Genomic DNA, 14710 nt, shown 5'->3' on the forward strand with positions numbered 1-14710 from the left:
CCTGATGCTCTCTGGCGCTGGGCGGCGCTTACGGTAGCATTTAACCGGACCACGGTCCACTTTCATCCCGGCGATTTGAGGTGCACTGTGAGCTCGGCCAAACCCCCCGGCGCGGGTACGCCCGTACCCCTGGCCCAACCGCTCGGCATCGGGCCCGCGCTGTCGATCGTGGACAGCGAACCCGCCGAACGCGCGGACGCCGCCCGCAACCGAAAGCTGTTGCTGGACGCGGCCGTAGAGCTGGTCCGGCGCGACGGCGCGGACGCCCTCACCATGGACGCCGTCGCCAAACAGGCCGGGGTCGGCAAGGGCACGGTCTTCCGCCGCTTCGGCAATCGCGCCGGACTGATGTACGCGCTGCTCGACGAATCCGATCGAAACCTACAGGCCGCGTACATGTTCGGGCCGCCGCCACTGGGACCGGGCGCACCGCCGCTGGAACGCCTGGTGGCATACGGCCGCGCCCGCCTGACCCTCACCGAGATCGAGGGCGATGTGCTGCGCGCCGCCACCATCAGCAGTCCGGACCGCTACGCCGGCCCGCCCTACAACCTCACCAAGACGCACGTGTCGATCCTGTTGCGCCAGGCCGGAATTCCGGGCGAGATCGCCCTGATCGCCGACGCCCTGCTCGCCCCCTTGGACGCGAGCCTGGTACTGCATCAGACGCGGCAGCTCGGCTTCACCCTCGCCCAGGTCGGCGATAATTGGGAAGCGCTGGTGCGGAGAGTCGTTCCGGCCGCCGGTGAAGATCACCGCGCAGTAGAGTGAACGTATGGGAGACCTGCGCGAATCGATCATCGCCGAACTCGGCGTGCTGCCCGCCATCGAACCGAAAACCGAAGTGCGGCGGCGCATCGACTTCCTCAAGGACTATCTGCGCTCCACGCCCGCAAAGGGTTTCGTGCTAGGTATCAGCGGCGGCCAGGACTCCACGCTGACCGGTCGCCTGTGCCAGCTCGCCGCCGAGGAACTCCGTTCCGAAGGCCGCGACGCCAGCTTCGTCGCCGTGCGACTGCCGTACGGCAAGCAGGCCGATGAGAAGGACGCGCAAATCGCGCTGCGCTTCATCAAGCCGGATCGCTCGGTCACCGTGAACGTCAAGCCCAGCGCCGACGCCGCCGCCGAAGAGGCCGCGTACGGCATCGACGAACTGCTCGGCGGCGCCACCCGACTGCGCGATTTCGTGCGCGGCAATATCAAGGCGCGCGAGCGCATGGTGCTGCAGTACGCGGTCGCCGGACAGTTGAACATGCTGGTGGCGGGCACCGATCACGCGGCCGAAGCGGTCACCGGCTTCTTCACCAAATACGGTGACGGCGGTGTCGACATCACCCCGTTGACCGGACTCACCAAGCGGCAGGGCGCGGCCCTGCTGCAGGAACTCGGCGCACCGCCGAGCGTCTGGCAGAAGGTGCCGACCGCCGATCTGGAGGACGATCGCCCGGCGCTGCCGGACGAGGAAGCCCTGGGCCTCAAGTACTCCCAGATCGACGACTATCTCGAGGGCAAGGATGTCGAGCCCGAAGTCGCCGACCGCCTGGAGTCGATCTTCCGGAATACCCGCCACAAGCGCGCGGTCCCGGTGACCCCGCTCGACACCTGGTGGAAGTAGCGCTCTGTCGAACATCGCCCGCCGCATTCGAGAATGCGGCGGGCGCTTTCGTTTTCGGGGATTCAGTGCGGTGCGGCGGGTGCGACCGCCACTCTCGCTTGTTCGCAATGCAGTGAGGTGACCGAACTGCCGGTGGCCAGGGATACGGCGGCGATGATGAACGCGCCGAGGAGTAGAGCGGGCAACAGTCGCGCCATCGCGACACCTCCCGATCAGAGGGACTGGACAGTCCGAATATCGGGATGGCGAATGGATCGTTACCGGACGGACGGTCCGGAAATCAGCCTCCGGCAAATGGCGGCAGCACGTCCACGCGGGGAGACAGCACGGTCGTCGCGTCCCGGGTCAATTCATCGTCGATGAGATACGCGCAGACCTTGAGCATCGGCTCGAGCTTCGGTCCGTAGGTCTGCGTCAGCGTGCTGCGCAGATCGCCCACGGTCGCACCGGACGGCAATTCGAGCAGTTCGCCCGGTTTGCCGACCGCATCCGCGATCGCGGCGAAATAGCGAACCTCAACCACCGATGGCTCCCATCGTTCGAGTGGGCGGCACGAAACCGACGGCGTCGATACCGTGCCCCGCGGACTTGTTCCACATGGCGCCGCGCCACAGCGTGGCGATCTCGGCGTCCGAGGCGTGTGAGCGCAGCGCGGCGCGAATGTCGTACTCCTGATCGCTGAACAGGCAGGAGCGCAGGCGGCCGTCCGCGGTCAATCGGGTGCGATCGCAGTCCGAACAGAAGCTGCGGGTCACCGAGGCGATGATGCCGACCGTCGCCGGACCGCCGTCCACCAGCCAGCGCTCGGCCGGGGCCGAGGGATCGTCGCGATCGGTCTCGGTCAGGGTGAAACGCGCGCCGAGCACCTCGAGCAGTTCGGCGGCGGTGATCATATTCGCGCGCGCCCATTCGTGATCGGCGTCGAGGGGCATCTCCTCGATGAAGCGGAGATCGCAGCCCTCGTCGAGGCACCAGCGCAGTAGATCGCCCGCACCCGCGAGGGTTTCCCGCATCAGCACGGCATTGACCTTGATCGGGGTGAGCCCGGCCCGGCGGGCGGCGCGGATTCCGGCGAACACCGAATCCAGTCGATCGCGGCGGGTGAGTGCGGCGAAACCCTCGCGGTCGACGGTGTCCAGCGAGACATTGATGCGATTCAGTCCGGCTGCCGCGAGTTTGCTCGCACGATGTTCCAGACCGACGCCGTTGGTGGTCATGGCCAGCGGGGTACCGGGCAGTTCGGCCCGGCAGCCCGCGATGATTTTCTCCAGGTCACGACGCATGAGCGGTTCGCCGCCGGTGAAGCGCACCTCGTGTACGCCGAGCTCCCGCACGGCGAGGGTGACCAGCCGCACGATCTCGGCGGCGGTGAGCAACTCGTCGGCCGGAATGGGCGGTAAACCCTCTTCCGGCATGCAGTACGTACAGCGCAGCGAACACTTCTCGGTAATGGATACCCGCAGGTCACGCCCGATGCGACCGTATCGATCCAACAGCAGTGGAGTGTCCGGGCGGCCATCGAGGGAAGGCTGCCCGGTACGTACGGCGGGCATCCCCATAGCGACCACGGTCATTCGACCATTATGTCCGCCCGCGCAAGCCCCCGCCTGGATCGGCGACCCGGCTTGTCCGGATCGAGTGCGCGTATAGGCTCACCGACATGAGTTCCCGGCATGCTCTGGCCCCGGTTCGTTCCGTCGACGACCACCGGCAACGCATCGAGGATCTGCTGCGACCGCTGGCCGCGCGCGAGTCCGAAGCGGTGCCGATGGCCGCCGCGCTCGGACGGCGCTTGAGCACCGATGTGTACTCCCCCCTGGATCTGCCGGTGTTCCGGAATTCGTCCATGGACGGGTACGCGGTGCGCGCGGAATCGGTGGCGATCGTGCCGGTGACGCTGCCGCTGGCGGGTGTGGTGGCGGCCGGGAACACCGGCGCGACAACGCTGCCCGCGGGTGGTGCGCTGAAAGTCATGACGGGAGCGCCGATTCCGGCGGGCGCGGACTGCGTGGTGCCGGTCGAGCACACGCGCGTCGACGGCGATACGGTCATCATCGAAAGAAGCCGGGCCGCAGGTGATTTCGTGCGCGAGGCCGGAACCGACGTGCGCACCGGGCAATTACTGGCGGCGGCGGGCACGCTGTTGAAGCCGCGCCATATCGCCGCGCTGGCCGCGGTCGGACTGCCCGAACTGCCGGTCTACCGGCGGGTGCGGGCCGCGGTCATCACCACCGGCGATGAGCTGGTGCAGGCCGGATTGCGACTGCTGCCGGGGCAGATCTACAACTCGAACGGGCTGGCGCTGGCCGCCGCGCTCACCGAGAACGGCGCGGAGGTGGTGTCGATCGCGCACTCCACCGACGATCACGCCGAATTCCGCCGCCGCCTGGACGAGGCGGTCGCCGCGGCCGATCTGGTCTTCACCTCCGGCGGTGTGTCGATGGGCGATTTCGAGGTGGTCAAGGAGGTGCTGAGCGGACTCGGCGGCGAATTCGGCCATGTCGCAATGCAACCCGGCGGGCCGCAGGGCATCACCGTGGTCGACGGCATCCCGATCCTCAATTTTCCGGGCAATCCGGTGAGCACCGTGGTGTCCTTCGACATGTTCGCGCGCCCGATCCTGCGTGAGCTCGGCGGCCTGCCGCCGATCGTGGCGGCGGAGCTGCCGGTGCTGGCGGCGCTGCACTCCCCCGCCGGTAAACGCCAACTGCTGCGCGGGCTGCGCACGCCCGAGGGGGTCCAGCCTTTGGCCGGTCAGGGCTCACATCTGATCGCGACCATGGCCCGGGCCGATGTGCTGATCGACATTCCCGCCGCCGAAACCGACATCCCCGCCGGGACCATCGTGCGCACCTGGCCCCTGTAGATCCACCCGAACGAACCTCGGCTGCCGGGGCGTGATCTGTGCTGCCCTCTGATGTCGCGGCGCGGACGGCTGTGCAAGGCTGGTGGGATGAGTGAGTTGTCGCATGTCGATCACGAGGGCCGCGCGCGCATGGTCGATGTGAGCGCCAAAGCCGACACGGCCCGGGTCGCGGTCGCGGCCGGTGAGCTGCACACCACCGCCGAGGTGGTCCGGCTGGTGCGCGCCGACGGTATGCCCAAGGCCGATGTGCTGACCACCGCCCGGCTGGCCGGTATCAACGGCGCGAAGAAGACCTCCGAACTCATCCCGCTCTGCCATCAGCTGGCGCTGTCCTCGGTGAACGTGAGCTTCGATTTCACCGAAACCACCATCACCATCGAGGCGGTCGCCAAGACCAAGGGCCCCACCGGCGTCGAGATGGAGGCGCTCACCGCCGTCGCCGTCGCGGGCCTGACCCTGCACGACATGATCAAGGCCGTCGACCCCGCCGCCTCCCTGCACGCGGTCCGCCTGCTCACCAAAGACGGTGGCAAGCACGGACATTGGGTGCGCGAGCGCGAAATGGCCGCGCACACCGCGGATGCGGGGCAGCACGCCCCGCACCTCACCCCCACTCCCGCGTACGGCACCGGCCGGACCGCCGTGGTGCTGGTGGCCTCCACCGGTGCGGCGGCCGGGTCGCGCGAGGACACCACCGGGCCGGTACTCGCGAAATGGCTTGGGGAGCAGGGGTTCTCGGTGCGCGGTCCGCTCGTGTACGCGGACGCCGATATCTCGTACGGACTGTCCGAGGCGCTCGCGGCGGAACCGGCGCTGGTGATCAGCACCGGCGGCACCGGGGCCTCCCCGACCGACGGCACCCCCGAGGCCACCTTGGCCGTGCTGGATCGCGAACTCCCCGGTGTGGCCGAATCGATTCGCCGGCGCGGTACCGCGAAGTTCCCACTGGCCGCCCTGAGCAGAGGTGTCGCGGGTCTCGCGGGTCGCACCGTCATCGTGAACCTGCCCGGCTCCCCCGGCGGCGTGAAGGATGGAATCGCGGTCCTGACACCGCTTCTCGAACATCTGCTGGCCCAGGTGGCCGGAGGAGGCAGCCATGAGTGAGGGCACCGAATTGCTCGCCTACATCAGTGATCAGCCGCTGAACCCGGCCGAGGTCGAGAAGGCCGTGATCGGTCCCGAGCACGGCGCGGTGGTCGTCTTCACCGGCACCGTCCGCAATCACGATGGCGGCCAAGCGGTTTCGGCCCTGGAGTACTCCGCGCACCCCGAGGCCGAGAAGTTCCTGCGCCGGGTCTGCGCCGAGGTCGCCGAATCCTCCGGTCTGCCGGTGGCCGCGATCCATCGCATCGGTCCGCTGGCCATCGGTGATCTGGCCATCGCCGTGGCGGTGGCCTCACCGCATCGCGCCGAGGCCTTCGCCACCTGCGCCACGCTGGTGGATCGCATCAAACATGAAGTCCCCATCTGGAAGCGGCAACTGTTCACCGACGGCCTCTCCGAATGGGTGAACGCCTGCGGCTGAGCCGCCGGACCTCACGCGGCGACCGGGTCCTGCGGTTCCGGTTCGGCCGGGACGGGTGTGCTTGCGCCACGGGCGATTTCACCGAGTTTGGTGTGGTTCAGGAGCAGATTCAGGGCGAAGGCCGTGGCCGCCGCCAGTGAAATGCCGCTGTTGAGCAGGATCTGCGCCGAGGTCGGGAACTTGTCGAACATGCCCTTGGTGAGCACCGGTACCAAGCCCACGCCGATCGATACCGCGACAATGGTGAGGTTCACCCGATCCGCGAGATCGGCACGGCGCAGGGTGTCCACGCCGATCACCGCGATGGTGGCGAACAGCACCAGGCCGACACCGCCGACCACCGGCTGCGGCACCGCCGCCACCACCGCGCCGAAACGCGGTACCAGGCCCAGGATTATCAGCAGCGCACCGCTCACCGCCGTCACATAGCGGCTGTACACCCGGGTGGCGGACACCGCGCCGACATTCTGATTGAAGACGGTGTCGATGAACGAGCTGAAGACACCGGCCAGCACCGCCGAGAGTCCGTCACCGATCAATCCGCGCGCCAGGTCCGCGCGCTCGAGCTTCTTACCGGTGATCTCGCCGATGGCCAGCATGCTCGCGGTGGATTCGGCGAAGACGACGGCCATCACGATGCTCATGGCCACCACCGCGGCGATCGGGAATTGTGGTGCGCCGAAATAGAAGACGTGCGGCGCGCCCAGCCAGGCCGCCTCCGAGACGCCGTCGAGGTTGATCAATCCCATCGGGATGGCGATGAGCACGCCGACGATCAACGCGATGAGAATGCCGAGCTGCGACCAGATGCCGCGGCCGAATACGGTGCCGATCAAGGCGATCAGCAGTACGACCGCGGCGAGCACGATATTGGAGATGGAGCCGAAGGACGGGGCCTTGGGATTGCCGCCCACGATCAGCCCGCCCGCGACACCGATGAGCGATACACCCACCACCGTCAGCACGGTCCCGCTGACCAGCGGCGGGAAGAAGCGCACCACCATGGCGAACGGCCACGCCAGCGCGATGCCGACCAGACCGCCGATGAGCATGGAACCGTAGACGGCGGGCAGGCCGTACTCCTTGGCGATCAGGATCATCGGGCTCATCGCCACGAAGGTCGCGCCGGTGATGATCGGCAGCCGAGCGCCCGCGATCCGGCCCAGCCCGAGGCTCTGGATGAGCGTGATGATGCCCGCCACCAGGAGATCCGCGCTGATCAACAGTCCGATGGTGGCCTTGTCGAGCCCGGCGGCCGCGCCGAACACCAGCGGTACGGTCACGCAGCCGGTGTACATGATCAGCACGTGCTGAATTCCGAAGGCCAGCAGTCGATGCCAGGGCAATCGGGTGTCGACGGGGTGGGGCGTGGTCATGAAGGCTCCTTGCGGCGCGTGCGGTTGATTCAGGCTAGGCAGCCGGTGCGGTGCGACGGTTTGTTCGAAATGCCAAGCGGAGCGCGAATCGCGAGCGGGGTTTTGTCTCGGGAACCAGCGTGTGCGGCGGTGTCGATCCGCCACAGTGGGGCAAGGTGTTCATCGACCACGGGAGGCGACCATGACCGAGTTGACCGGCAAGATCGTGCTCGGCCCGCATCAGTATGGCAAGGCCGAGAACCGGGTGGTGCGCATCTATCGCGACACCGCGCGGCACGAGATTCGCGATCTGAACGTATCGTCCTGTCTGCGTGGGGCTTTCGACGAGGCGCATACGGTGGGCGATCAGGGCGGGGTGCTGCCCACCGATTCGCAGAAGCAGACCATCTTCACCTACGCCAAGACGCACGGCGACGGCAGTATCGAACAGTACGGGCGGGCGCTGGCCCGGCATTTCGCCGATGACATCGCGACGGTGGCGTCCGCGCGCATCGAGATCGAGGAGTACGCCTGGCAGCGGGTGCCCGTCGACGGCGCAGGCCACGACCACACCTGGACCCGGATCGGCCCCGAGGTCCGCATCGCCGCCGTGACGGTCACCGGAACCGGTGCCGCACAACGGGAATGGGTGATCGGCGGCGTCAAGGACCTGGTCATTCTCAAATCCACCGGCTCGGAATTCGCGGGCTTCCTCACCGACGAGTTCACCGTCCTGGAACCCTCCTACGACCGCATCCTGGCCACCAGCCTGACCGCCCGCTGGCGCTTCGCCACCGATCCGGACGACTGGGACGCCACCTACAACGGCATCCGCGCCGTCATGATCGCGAAATTCGCCACCCTGCACTCCAAGGCCCTCCAGCAATCCCTCTACGAAATGGGCCGGGCCGCCCTCGACGCCTACCCCTGCCTAGCCGAAATCCGCATGTCCGCGCCCAACAAACACCACTGGTCCTTCGACCTCTCCCGCTTCGACGTCCCCAACAACGGCGAAGTCTTCTACGCCGACGACCGCCCCTACGGCCTCATCCAAGCCGCCGTCCGCCGCGAAGACGCCCCCGACGCGGGCACCGCCTGGGACCCCTACACCGGCGCGGTCTGACCTACGCCGGGGTGGCGTGGGTGGTGAGGGTGCGCATGGCGAGGTAGAGGTCGAGGCGGTCGTCGAGGTGGCCGAGGTCGCGGCCGGTGAGTTCCTCGATGCGCCCGATGCGGTAGCGAACCGTGTTGAGGTGCAGGTGCATTCGGTCCGCCGCCTGCCGCCAGGAGCCGTCGCAGCCGAGGAATACCTCCAGGGTTTGCAGTAGGTCAGCGCCGGTTTTGCGGTCGTAGTCCAGGACCGGGCCGAGGACGCGTTCGGCGAAACGGCGTTGCAGGCCGCCGGGGACCGCGGTGAAAAGGCCTACGGCCGTATCGATATCGGCGATGCGGATGCTGACGGGGGTGTCGTCGTCTCGGGCTGCGGCGGCAGCGGCGGCGGCCGCGGCGATTGCGCCGGAGAGGGATTCGTCCCGCTGCTGCGCGCTGACCCCGAAGGCGATCCGAACGCCCCTACCCCGTTCGGTCTGGATCGGTCGCGGTGCGGTGAGGGCGGGAGCCAGGCGGCCGAGGCGGCGGCGGAGCACTTCGGCGGTGTCGTCCTGGGTGCCTTCGGCGATCGCGACGAGTCTGCCGTCGCGGTCCACCGAGGTGGTGACGCCGGGCAGGGCGTCGTGCAGGGCGACTCGCACTTCGGGAAGCCCTATGGCGGAAGGGGTTTCGTCCGAATGGAGTTCGCAGACCACGGCGACCGCCCGTGCGGCGGCGCGGTCGTCCGGGGCGGCGGGGAATCGGTCGACGAGTTCCCAGTCCAGGTGGAGGCGATCCAAGGTGCGCTGGCGGTAGAGCTCGGTGATGGCGGCGAGATCGGCCGCGAAGACCTCGGGTTTGGGAGCGGCGGGACGAATCACCAGGTACCAGGCGGTGATTCGGTCCCCCGCGCCGACCTGGAGGACTCGCATCGCGCCGGTGGTGACGGCGGGCAGGCGGGGCGCGGTGAGGGCGGTGGCGACGATTCGGTCGAGTTCGGCTTCGGAAATGGGTGCGGTACCGGCGATTACCCGGCCCGTGGCGGTCACCACCCAGGCGGCGATCTCCTGCTCCAGGGCGATATCGGCGATCAGGTCGGCGATATCGCTGCCGCCCGCGACAGCGGCGAGCAGCCTGCGCTGTCGATCCACGCGGGATTGCACGCGCCGCCAACGCAATTCGGCGGCCTGTTCGGCAAGGTATTCGATGATGCGGCTGAAGGGCACGCTCTGGGGCGCGGACAGCAGGGGTAGGCCGTGCCGGGCGCAGGCGGCGATCACATCGTCGGGGATGTGGCCGTGCAGGGCCTGGCCCGCGATCAGTCCGGCGATTCCGGCCTCGGCGAGCAGGCCGATATAGCGGTCGGAATCGGCGGGAGCCTGCCGCCACACCAGTCCGGTGCACACCAGCGCGCCCGCGGTCACGAAGGGCCGGGGGTCGGGCATATCGGTCGCGCAGACCCGCGCGACCGGTCGGTCCAGTTCTGTCGTATCGCCGTGCAGCAGTCGCATTCGCAATTGCGGCGCAGCGAGTATGTCCCGCACCAGCACGGCGCACCTCCCGTGTTCGGTCCGAATGTCCGCCACGCTAGAACCCGGGTATTTCCGCGTCGTTTCATCCATGCTGCGTCCGCCGCACCGCCCCTCGGTAGGGTGGACCGAATGAGTCGGCGCATCCCCGTTCTGATCGTGGCCGGATTCCTGGGCGCCGGTAAGACGACCCTGCTCAACCGCCTGCTGCGCAACCGTGAGCTGCGGATAGGCGTGGTGGTCAATGACTTCGGCGCGGTGAATATCGACGCCATGCTGGTGGCCGGACAGGTCGACGCCATGGTCTCGCTCGGCAACGGGTGCGTCTGCTGTGCGGTGGATGTCACCGAACTGGACGATCTCTTCGATCGGCTGGCGCATCCGAAACAGCGCATCGATGTGATCGTGGTGGAGGCCAGCGGTCTGGCCGAACCCCGCAATCTGATTCGCATGGTCACCGGCAGCGATAACCCGCGCATCCGCTACGGCGGCCTCATCGAACTGGTGGATGCCGAGCATTTCGCCGAAAGCCGCGCCCAGCACCCCGAACTCGCCACCCATCTGCGCCTGGCCGATCTGGTCGTACTCAACAAGGCGGACCGCGTCAGCCCCGCAGCGCTGACCGCGCTGCGCACCGAGATCACCGATATCGTCGGCCAGGTCCCGGTCTACGCCACCTCGCACGGCCGGATCGAACCCGCGCTGCTGTTCGACCTCCCCGAGCGTCCCGCCACCGAACTCCGTGTGGGCCAACAGCTCAGCTTCGACGAACTGCTGCTGGACCACCCGGACGATGAACACGACAACCATGACGGCCACGCCTGCGACGGCACCCACGATCATGCCGGGCACCGACACCTGCATGACGCCTACGAAAGCGTCTCCTTCACCAGCCCCGCCGATCTGAACCCGCGCGAATTGATCGCCGTCCTGGAGGACCCGCCCCCGGGCCTGTTCCGGGCCAAGGGCATCCTGGCCTTCGCGGTCCCCGAGGATTCCCGAAAGTTCGTGCTGCACATGGTCGGCCGCCACATCACCATCGAGCCCACCACCTGGTCCCGCAATGAGCCCCGCACCAGCAATCTGGTGCTGATCGGCCCCGGCTTGGACGCCGAACTGATCACCAAGCGACTCGAATCCACCATCCACACGGCCCCGGAGCCACTGGACGCCCAAGCGCTGCTCCCGATCTGGCGCTACACACCCCAGTAGGGGCTAGTCCTGGGTCAGGTAGCGCTCCACGGTGGCGACCTTGGCGGTCAGCATGTCGTCGTATCCGGGCCGCACATCGGCTTTGACCATGATGCTGCACCGGTTCGACACCGCCAGCACCGCGTCGGTGGCCTTCTTGATGACGGCGAACACCTCATCCCATTCGCCTTCGATCTCGGTGAAGCTCGCCGAAGTCCGGTTGGGCAGCCCGCTTTCGCGAATCACCCGAATGGCCGCCGCCACCGGTTCGCCTACGTCTTCACCTGCGCCGATAGGGGTGATCGAGAATGCGGCGAGCATGCGGGTGGCCTCCTGCGGGTGAGGTAGTCGCGATAGATCGGCGTATGGATGGTGAGCCGGCCGCGCTGGGTGGCCTGCCAGGTGGCGGGGGTGTGCAGGGTGGACAGCGCCAGCCCGGTATGGGAGAGGCCGTGCAGCGCGCGGCGGGTTGCCCCGGCGGTGAGACCCGTTGCGGCACAGACCTGCCGGACGGTGAGCGCGGCCGGGAATTCCGGTCGCGATAAGGCGGCGAGTACCCGGGCTTCGGATTCGGTCAAGGCCATGTGTGGGCCTTCCATCGGTCGATCGAGAACGAGTGGTCGGTATCCACTGCTGCTAACAGCGTCGCGCACCGATCGCCGACGGTAAAGCTCTGGAAAAGGTTCGCACCCTCACGCCCGGCGTGTCGCACCGAAACCGGTGGATCCCGGCCACAAACACGCCGGGATGACGGTCAGTGGTGCGCCGCGCCCGGGTAAGACGCCGACCGGTCGGTCCGCGACACCCGAGGGCGCGCGGCTAGAGCGCCTTGGCGGGTACGGGCGCGGGCTCGGCCACCGGCAACTCCGGAATGCGGGTGGCGCGGGCGTACACGGTTTCACCTTCGGCCAGGTGCAGCGCCTCGGCGTCACCGCGGGTCACCTGGGCGGTGAAGATATCGCCGGTGGCGGCGTTGCGCAGTTCCACGCGCACCTCGAAGCCGAGGTGGACCACGCGCTCCACGGTGGCGCGGGTGACGCCCGCGGACTGCGCGGTGCCCTCGTGCGCGGCCAAGGCCATCGACGGATCGCGGCCGACGCGAATATCGTGCGGGCGCACCAGATGCCCGTTCAGCTTGGCCACCGCACCCAGGAAGGACATGACGAAATCGTTGGCCGGACGGTCGTAGACGTCCTCCGGCGTGCCGACCTGTTCGATGCGCCCCTTGTTCATGACCGCGATGCGATCGGCCACATCGAGGGCTTCCTCCTGATCGTGCGTGACCAGCACGGTGGTCACGTGTACCTCTTCGTGCAGCCGCCGCAACCAAGTGCGCAGATCCGCACGGACTTTCGCGTCGAGCGCACCGAACGGCTCATCGAGCAGCAGCACCTGCGGGTCGACCGCGAGCGCGCGCGCCAATGCCATGCGCTGGCGCTGGCCACCGGAAAGCTGTGCGGGATACCGGTGCTGGAACCCGTCCAGTCCGACGATCTCGAGCAGATCGTCGACCTTCTTCTTGATCTCCGGCTTGGGCCGCTTGCGGATCTTGAGCCCGAACGCCACATTGTCGCGCACGGTCATGTGCTTGAACGCCGCGTAATGCTGGAAGACGAATCCGATATCGCGCTTCTGCGGCGACACATTGGTGACATCGCGCTCGGCGATGGTGACGATCCCGGAGTCGAGGGTCTCCAGTCCCGCGATCGACCGCAGCAGCGTCGACTTGCCCGATCCGGACGGCCCGAGCAGCGCGGTCAGCTCACCGGACGGGATGTCCAGGCTGACATCGTCGAGCGCGGCGAAGGTCCCGTAGTGCTTGTTGGCATTGGTCACGGTGATCATTTGGCAGTGCCCCGCTTGCGTTCGAGGAGAGTCATCAGAAGAAGGACAATGAGGGCGATTCCCATGAGCAGGGTCGCCGCGCAGTACGCGCCGAAGGTGTTGTGATCGTTGGTGTATCGCCCGTGCACCAGCAGCGTCAGCGTCTGTGATTTACCCGGCAGCGCCGTGGACACCATGATCACCGCACCGAATTCGCCGAGCGCACGCGCCACGGTGAGCACGATGCCGTAGGTCAGGCCCCAGCGGATGGCGGGCAGCGTGATACGCCAGAACGTCTGCCAGCGGGAGGCTCCCAGCGTGGCGGCGGCCTGTTCCTGATCGTCGCCGATCTCGTGCAGCACCGGCTCCACCTCGCGCACCACGAACGGCAGCGTCACGAAGATGGTGGCCAGCACCATGCCCGGCAGATTGAAAATCACCTTGATGCCGTGGTTTTCGAGCCCGCCGAACCAGCCGTGCGCACCCCACAGCAGGATGAGCGAAACACCCACCACGACAGGGGAAACCGCGAACGGCAGATCGACCAGACCCTGAACCAGGTTGCGGCCCGGGAACTTTCCGCGCACCAGCGCCAGTGCGGTGAGCACACCGAAGACCACATTGATCGGCACCACGATCGCCACGATCAACAGCGACAGTTGCAGCGCCGACTGTGCGGCCGGGGTGGTGATGGAATCGAAGAACGCGCCGATACCGCGCTCGAACGTGCGCCAGAAGATGATGACGAGCGGCAGGATCAGCAGCACACCCAGATAGGTGAGCGCGATGGTGCGCAGCGAAATCCGCGTCCACGGAGCCAGTTTCATCGCGATTCCTGTTCCTTGCGGGCGGTGCGGTCCGCGAACAGGCGCAGTACCAGCAGGGACAGGAACGAGATCACCAGCAGCGCGACCGATACCGCGGCCGCGTTGACCGGCCGGTCGATCTCGATCTGCTGCTGGATGTACTGCGAGGCCATCTGCGTCTCGCGCGGGATATTGCCGCCGATCAGCACCACGGACCCGTATTCACCGATGGCGCGGGCGAACGCGAGCCCGCCGCCGCTGATGATGGCCGGGGCCAGGGTCGGCAGCAGAATGCGCCGGAAGGTGGTCCAGTTGTCCGCGCCCAGCGACGCGGCGGCCTGCTCCACTTCCTTGTCGACCTCGATCAAGACCGGCTGCACCGAGCGCACCACGAACGGCAGCGTCACGAACGCCAGCGCCACGATGATGCCCGGCTGGGTGGCATTGAGATGCACGTTGATCGGGCTGCGCGGCCCGTACAGCGCCAGCAGCACGATGCTGGCCACGATGGTGGGCAGCGCGAACGGCAGATCGATCAGCGCGTTCACGATCCCCTTGCCCGGGAATTCGTCGCGCACCAGCACCCAGGCGATCAGGGTGCCCATGATGACGTTCACGACGGCGACGATCACCGAAACGAAGATCGTCACCTTCAGCGAATCGATCGCCGACGGCGCGGTGACCGCATCCCAGAAGCCGGACCAGCCGTCGTCGAAGGAGGTGTAGGTCAGCGCCGCCAGCGGCAGCAACACGATGATGCTGAGCCACAGCACCGACGTGGCGATGCCGATCGGGCCGACCGACCCGGTCACCCGCAGCCAGGACCGGCCCGACTTGGGTTTCTTGTCTACCGAAACGCCGGGACCCCGATCGGTCCCGGCGCTCGTGCTGCTGTCACTCACGGTATCGA

17 protein-coding genes are annotated in these 14710 nt (G+C 67.5%); 7 read left to right on the plus strand and 10 right to left on the minus strand.

Annotated elements, in window-relative coordinates:
* The first annotated feature begins 147 nt into the window (after window positions 1-147).
* Window positions 148-771 (plus strand): TetR/AcrR family transcriptional regulator, encoded by a 624-nt coding sequence (locus ACFVUS_RS14030; RefSeq protein ID WP_387765574.1) that lies wholly within the window; start codon window positions 148-150, stop codon window positions 769-771.
* 4 nt (window positions 772-775) lie between these two features.
* Entirely contained in the window at window positions 776-1615 is an 840-nt protein-coding gene (gene nadE / locus ACFVUS_RS14035) for an ammonia-dependent NAD(+) synthetase (protein ID WP_387764937.1), read from the plus strand.
* Window positions 1616-1677: 62 nt separating this feature from the next.
* On the opposite strand, the gene ACFVUS_RS14040 is transcribed toward nadE, so the two are convergent.
* From ACFVUS_RS14040 to moaA, 3 genes are all read right to left on the minus strand, one after another.
* Complete coding sequence (locus ACFVUS_RS14040; protein ID WP_387764939.1) at window positions 1678-1812, minus strand: hypothetical protein; 135 nt, start codon at window positions 1810-1812, stop codon at window positions 1678-1680.
* Window positions 1813-1895: 83 nt separating this feature from the next.
* Window positions 1896-2138, minus strand: a complete 243-nt coding sequence (locus tag ACFVUS_RS14045) for a MoaD/ThiS family protein (RefSeq protein WP_387764941.1) — start codon at window positions 2136-2138, stop codon at window positions 1896-1898.
* Window positions 2131-3189 (minus strand): GTP 3',8-cyclase MoaA, encoded by a 1059-nt coding sequence (gene moaA / locus ACFVUS_RS14050; protein ID WP_387764943.1) that lies wholly within the window; start codon window positions 3187-3189, stop codon window positions 2131-2133. Before moaA ends, ACFVUS_RS14045 begins: the two co-directional genes overlap by 8 nt.
* A gap of 86 nt (window positions 3190-3275) precedes the next feature.
* On the opposite strand from moaA, the gene glp reads away from it, so the two are divergent.
* The 3 genes from glp (at window position 3276) to ACFVUS_RS14065 (ending at window position 6006) form a co-directional block, all read left to right on the plus strand.
* Window positions 3276-4481: a gephyrin-like molybdotransferase Glp gene (glp, locus tag ACFVUS_RS14055; RefSeq protein ID WP_387764945.1), complete on the plus strand. Its 1206-nt coding sequence runs from the start codon at window positions 3276-3278 to the stop codon at window positions 4479-4481.
* A gap of 87 nt (window positions 4482-4568) precedes the next feature.
* Entirely contained in the window at window positions 4569-5585 is a 1017-nt protein-coding gene (moaCB, locus tag ACFVUS_RS14060; RefSeq protein WP_387764947.1) for a bifunctional molybdenum cofactor biosynthesis protein MoaC/MoaB, read from the plus strand.
* Window positions 5578-6006, plus strand: a complete 429-nt coding sequence (locus ACFVUS_RS14065; protein ID WP_387764949.1) for a molybdenum cofactor biosynthesis protein MoaE — start codon at window positions 5578-5580, stop codon at window positions 6004-6006. Before moaCB ends, ACFVUS_RS14065 begins: the two co-directional genes overlap by 8 nt.
* A gap of 11 nt (window positions 6007-6017) precedes the next feature.
* Here ACFVUS_RS14065 and ACFVUS_RS14070 read toward each other — a convergent pair whose 3' ends face one another.
* On the minus strand, window positions 6018-7382 hold the full coding sequence (locus ACFVUS_RS14070; RefSeq protein ID WP_387764951.1) for a uracil-xanthine permease family protein: 1365 nt from the start codon (window positions 7380-7382) through the stop codon (window positions 6018-6020).
* Between the two features lie 181 nt (window positions 7383-7563).
* On the opposite strand from ACFVUS_RS14070, the gene pucL reads away from it, so the two are divergent.
* The gene (gene pucL, locus ACFVUS_RS14075) at window positions 7564-8484 is read left to right on the plus strand and encodes a factor-independent urate hydroxylase (protein ID WP_387764953.1); all 921 of its coding nucleotides are present in this window, start codon (window positions 7564-7566) and stop codon (window positions 8482-8484) included.
* A gap of 1 nt (window position 8485) precedes the next feature.
* On the opposite strand, the gene ACFVUS_RS14080 is transcribed toward pucL, so the two are convergent.
* Window positions 8486-9994 carry a PucR family transcriptional regulator gene (locus ACFVUS_RS14080; RefSeq protein ID WP_387764955.1) on the minus strand — a complete coding sequence of 503 codons (1509 nt, stop codon included), beginning with the start codon at window positions 9992-9994 and terminating at the stop codon, window positions 8486-8488.
* Window positions 9995-10111: 117 nt separating this feature from the next.
* On the opposite strand from ACFVUS_RS14080, the gene ACFVUS_RS14085 reads away from it, so the two are divergent.
* The gene (locus tag ACFVUS_RS14085) at window positions 10112-11191 is read left to right on the plus strand and encodes a CobW family GTP-binding protein (RefSeq protein ID WP_387764957.1); all 1080 of its coding nucleotides are present in this window, start codon (window positions 10112-10114) and stop codon (window positions 11189-11191) included.
* Window positions 11192-11194: 3 nt separating this feature from the next.
* Here the strand turns inward: ACFVUS_RS14085 and ACFVUS_RS14090 are convergent, their stop codons facing one another.
* The 5 genes from ACFVUS_RS14090 to cysT all read right to left on the minus strand — a co-directional run bounded on the left by ACFVUS_RS14090 (window position 11195) and on the right by cysT (window position 14702).
* On the minus strand, window positions 11195-11491 hold the full coding sequence (locus ACFVUS_RS14090) for an MTH1187 family thiamine-binding protein (protein ID WP_387764959.1): 297 nt from the start codon (window positions 11489-11491) through the stop codon (window positions 11195-11197).
* Window positions 11443-11754: a hypothetical protein gene (locus tag ACFVUS_RS14095; protein WP_387764961.1), complete on the minus strand. Its 312-nt coding sequence runs from the start codon at window positions 11752-11754 to the stop codon at window positions 11443-11445. The genes ACFVUS_RS14090 and ACFVUS_RS14095 overlap by 49 nt, the downstream gene beginning before the upstream one ends.
* Before the next feature lie 235 nt (window positions 11755-11989).
* Window positions 11990-13015: a sulfate/molybdate ABC transporter ATP-binding protein gene (locus ACFVUS_RS14100; RefSeq protein ID WP_387764963.1), complete on the minus strand. Its 1026-nt coding sequence runs from the start codon at window positions 13013-13015 to the stop codon at window positions 11990-11992.
* A complete protein-coding gene (gene cysW, locus ACFVUS_RS14105; RefSeq protein ID WP_387764965.1) occupies window positions 13012-13821 on the minus strand; it encodes a sulfate ABC transporter permease subunit CysW in 810 nt (269 codons plus the stop codon). Before cysW ends, ACFVUS_RS14100 begins: the two co-directional genes overlap by 4 nt.
* On the minus strand, window positions 13818-14702 hold the full coding sequence (gene cysT, locus ACFVUS_RS14110; protein ID WP_387764967.1) for a sulfate ABC transporter permease subunit CysT: 885 nt from the start codon (window positions 14700-14702) through the stop codon (window positions 13818-13820). The genes cysW and cysT overlap by 4 nt, the downstream gene beginning before the upstream one ends.
* Window positions 14703-14710: the final 8 nt, after the last annotated feature.

It is taken from the genome of Nocardia sp. NPDC058058, from assembly GCF_042885355.1.
Lineage (GTDB): Bacteria > Actinomycetota > Actinomycetes > Mycobacteriales > Mycobacteriaceae > Nocardia.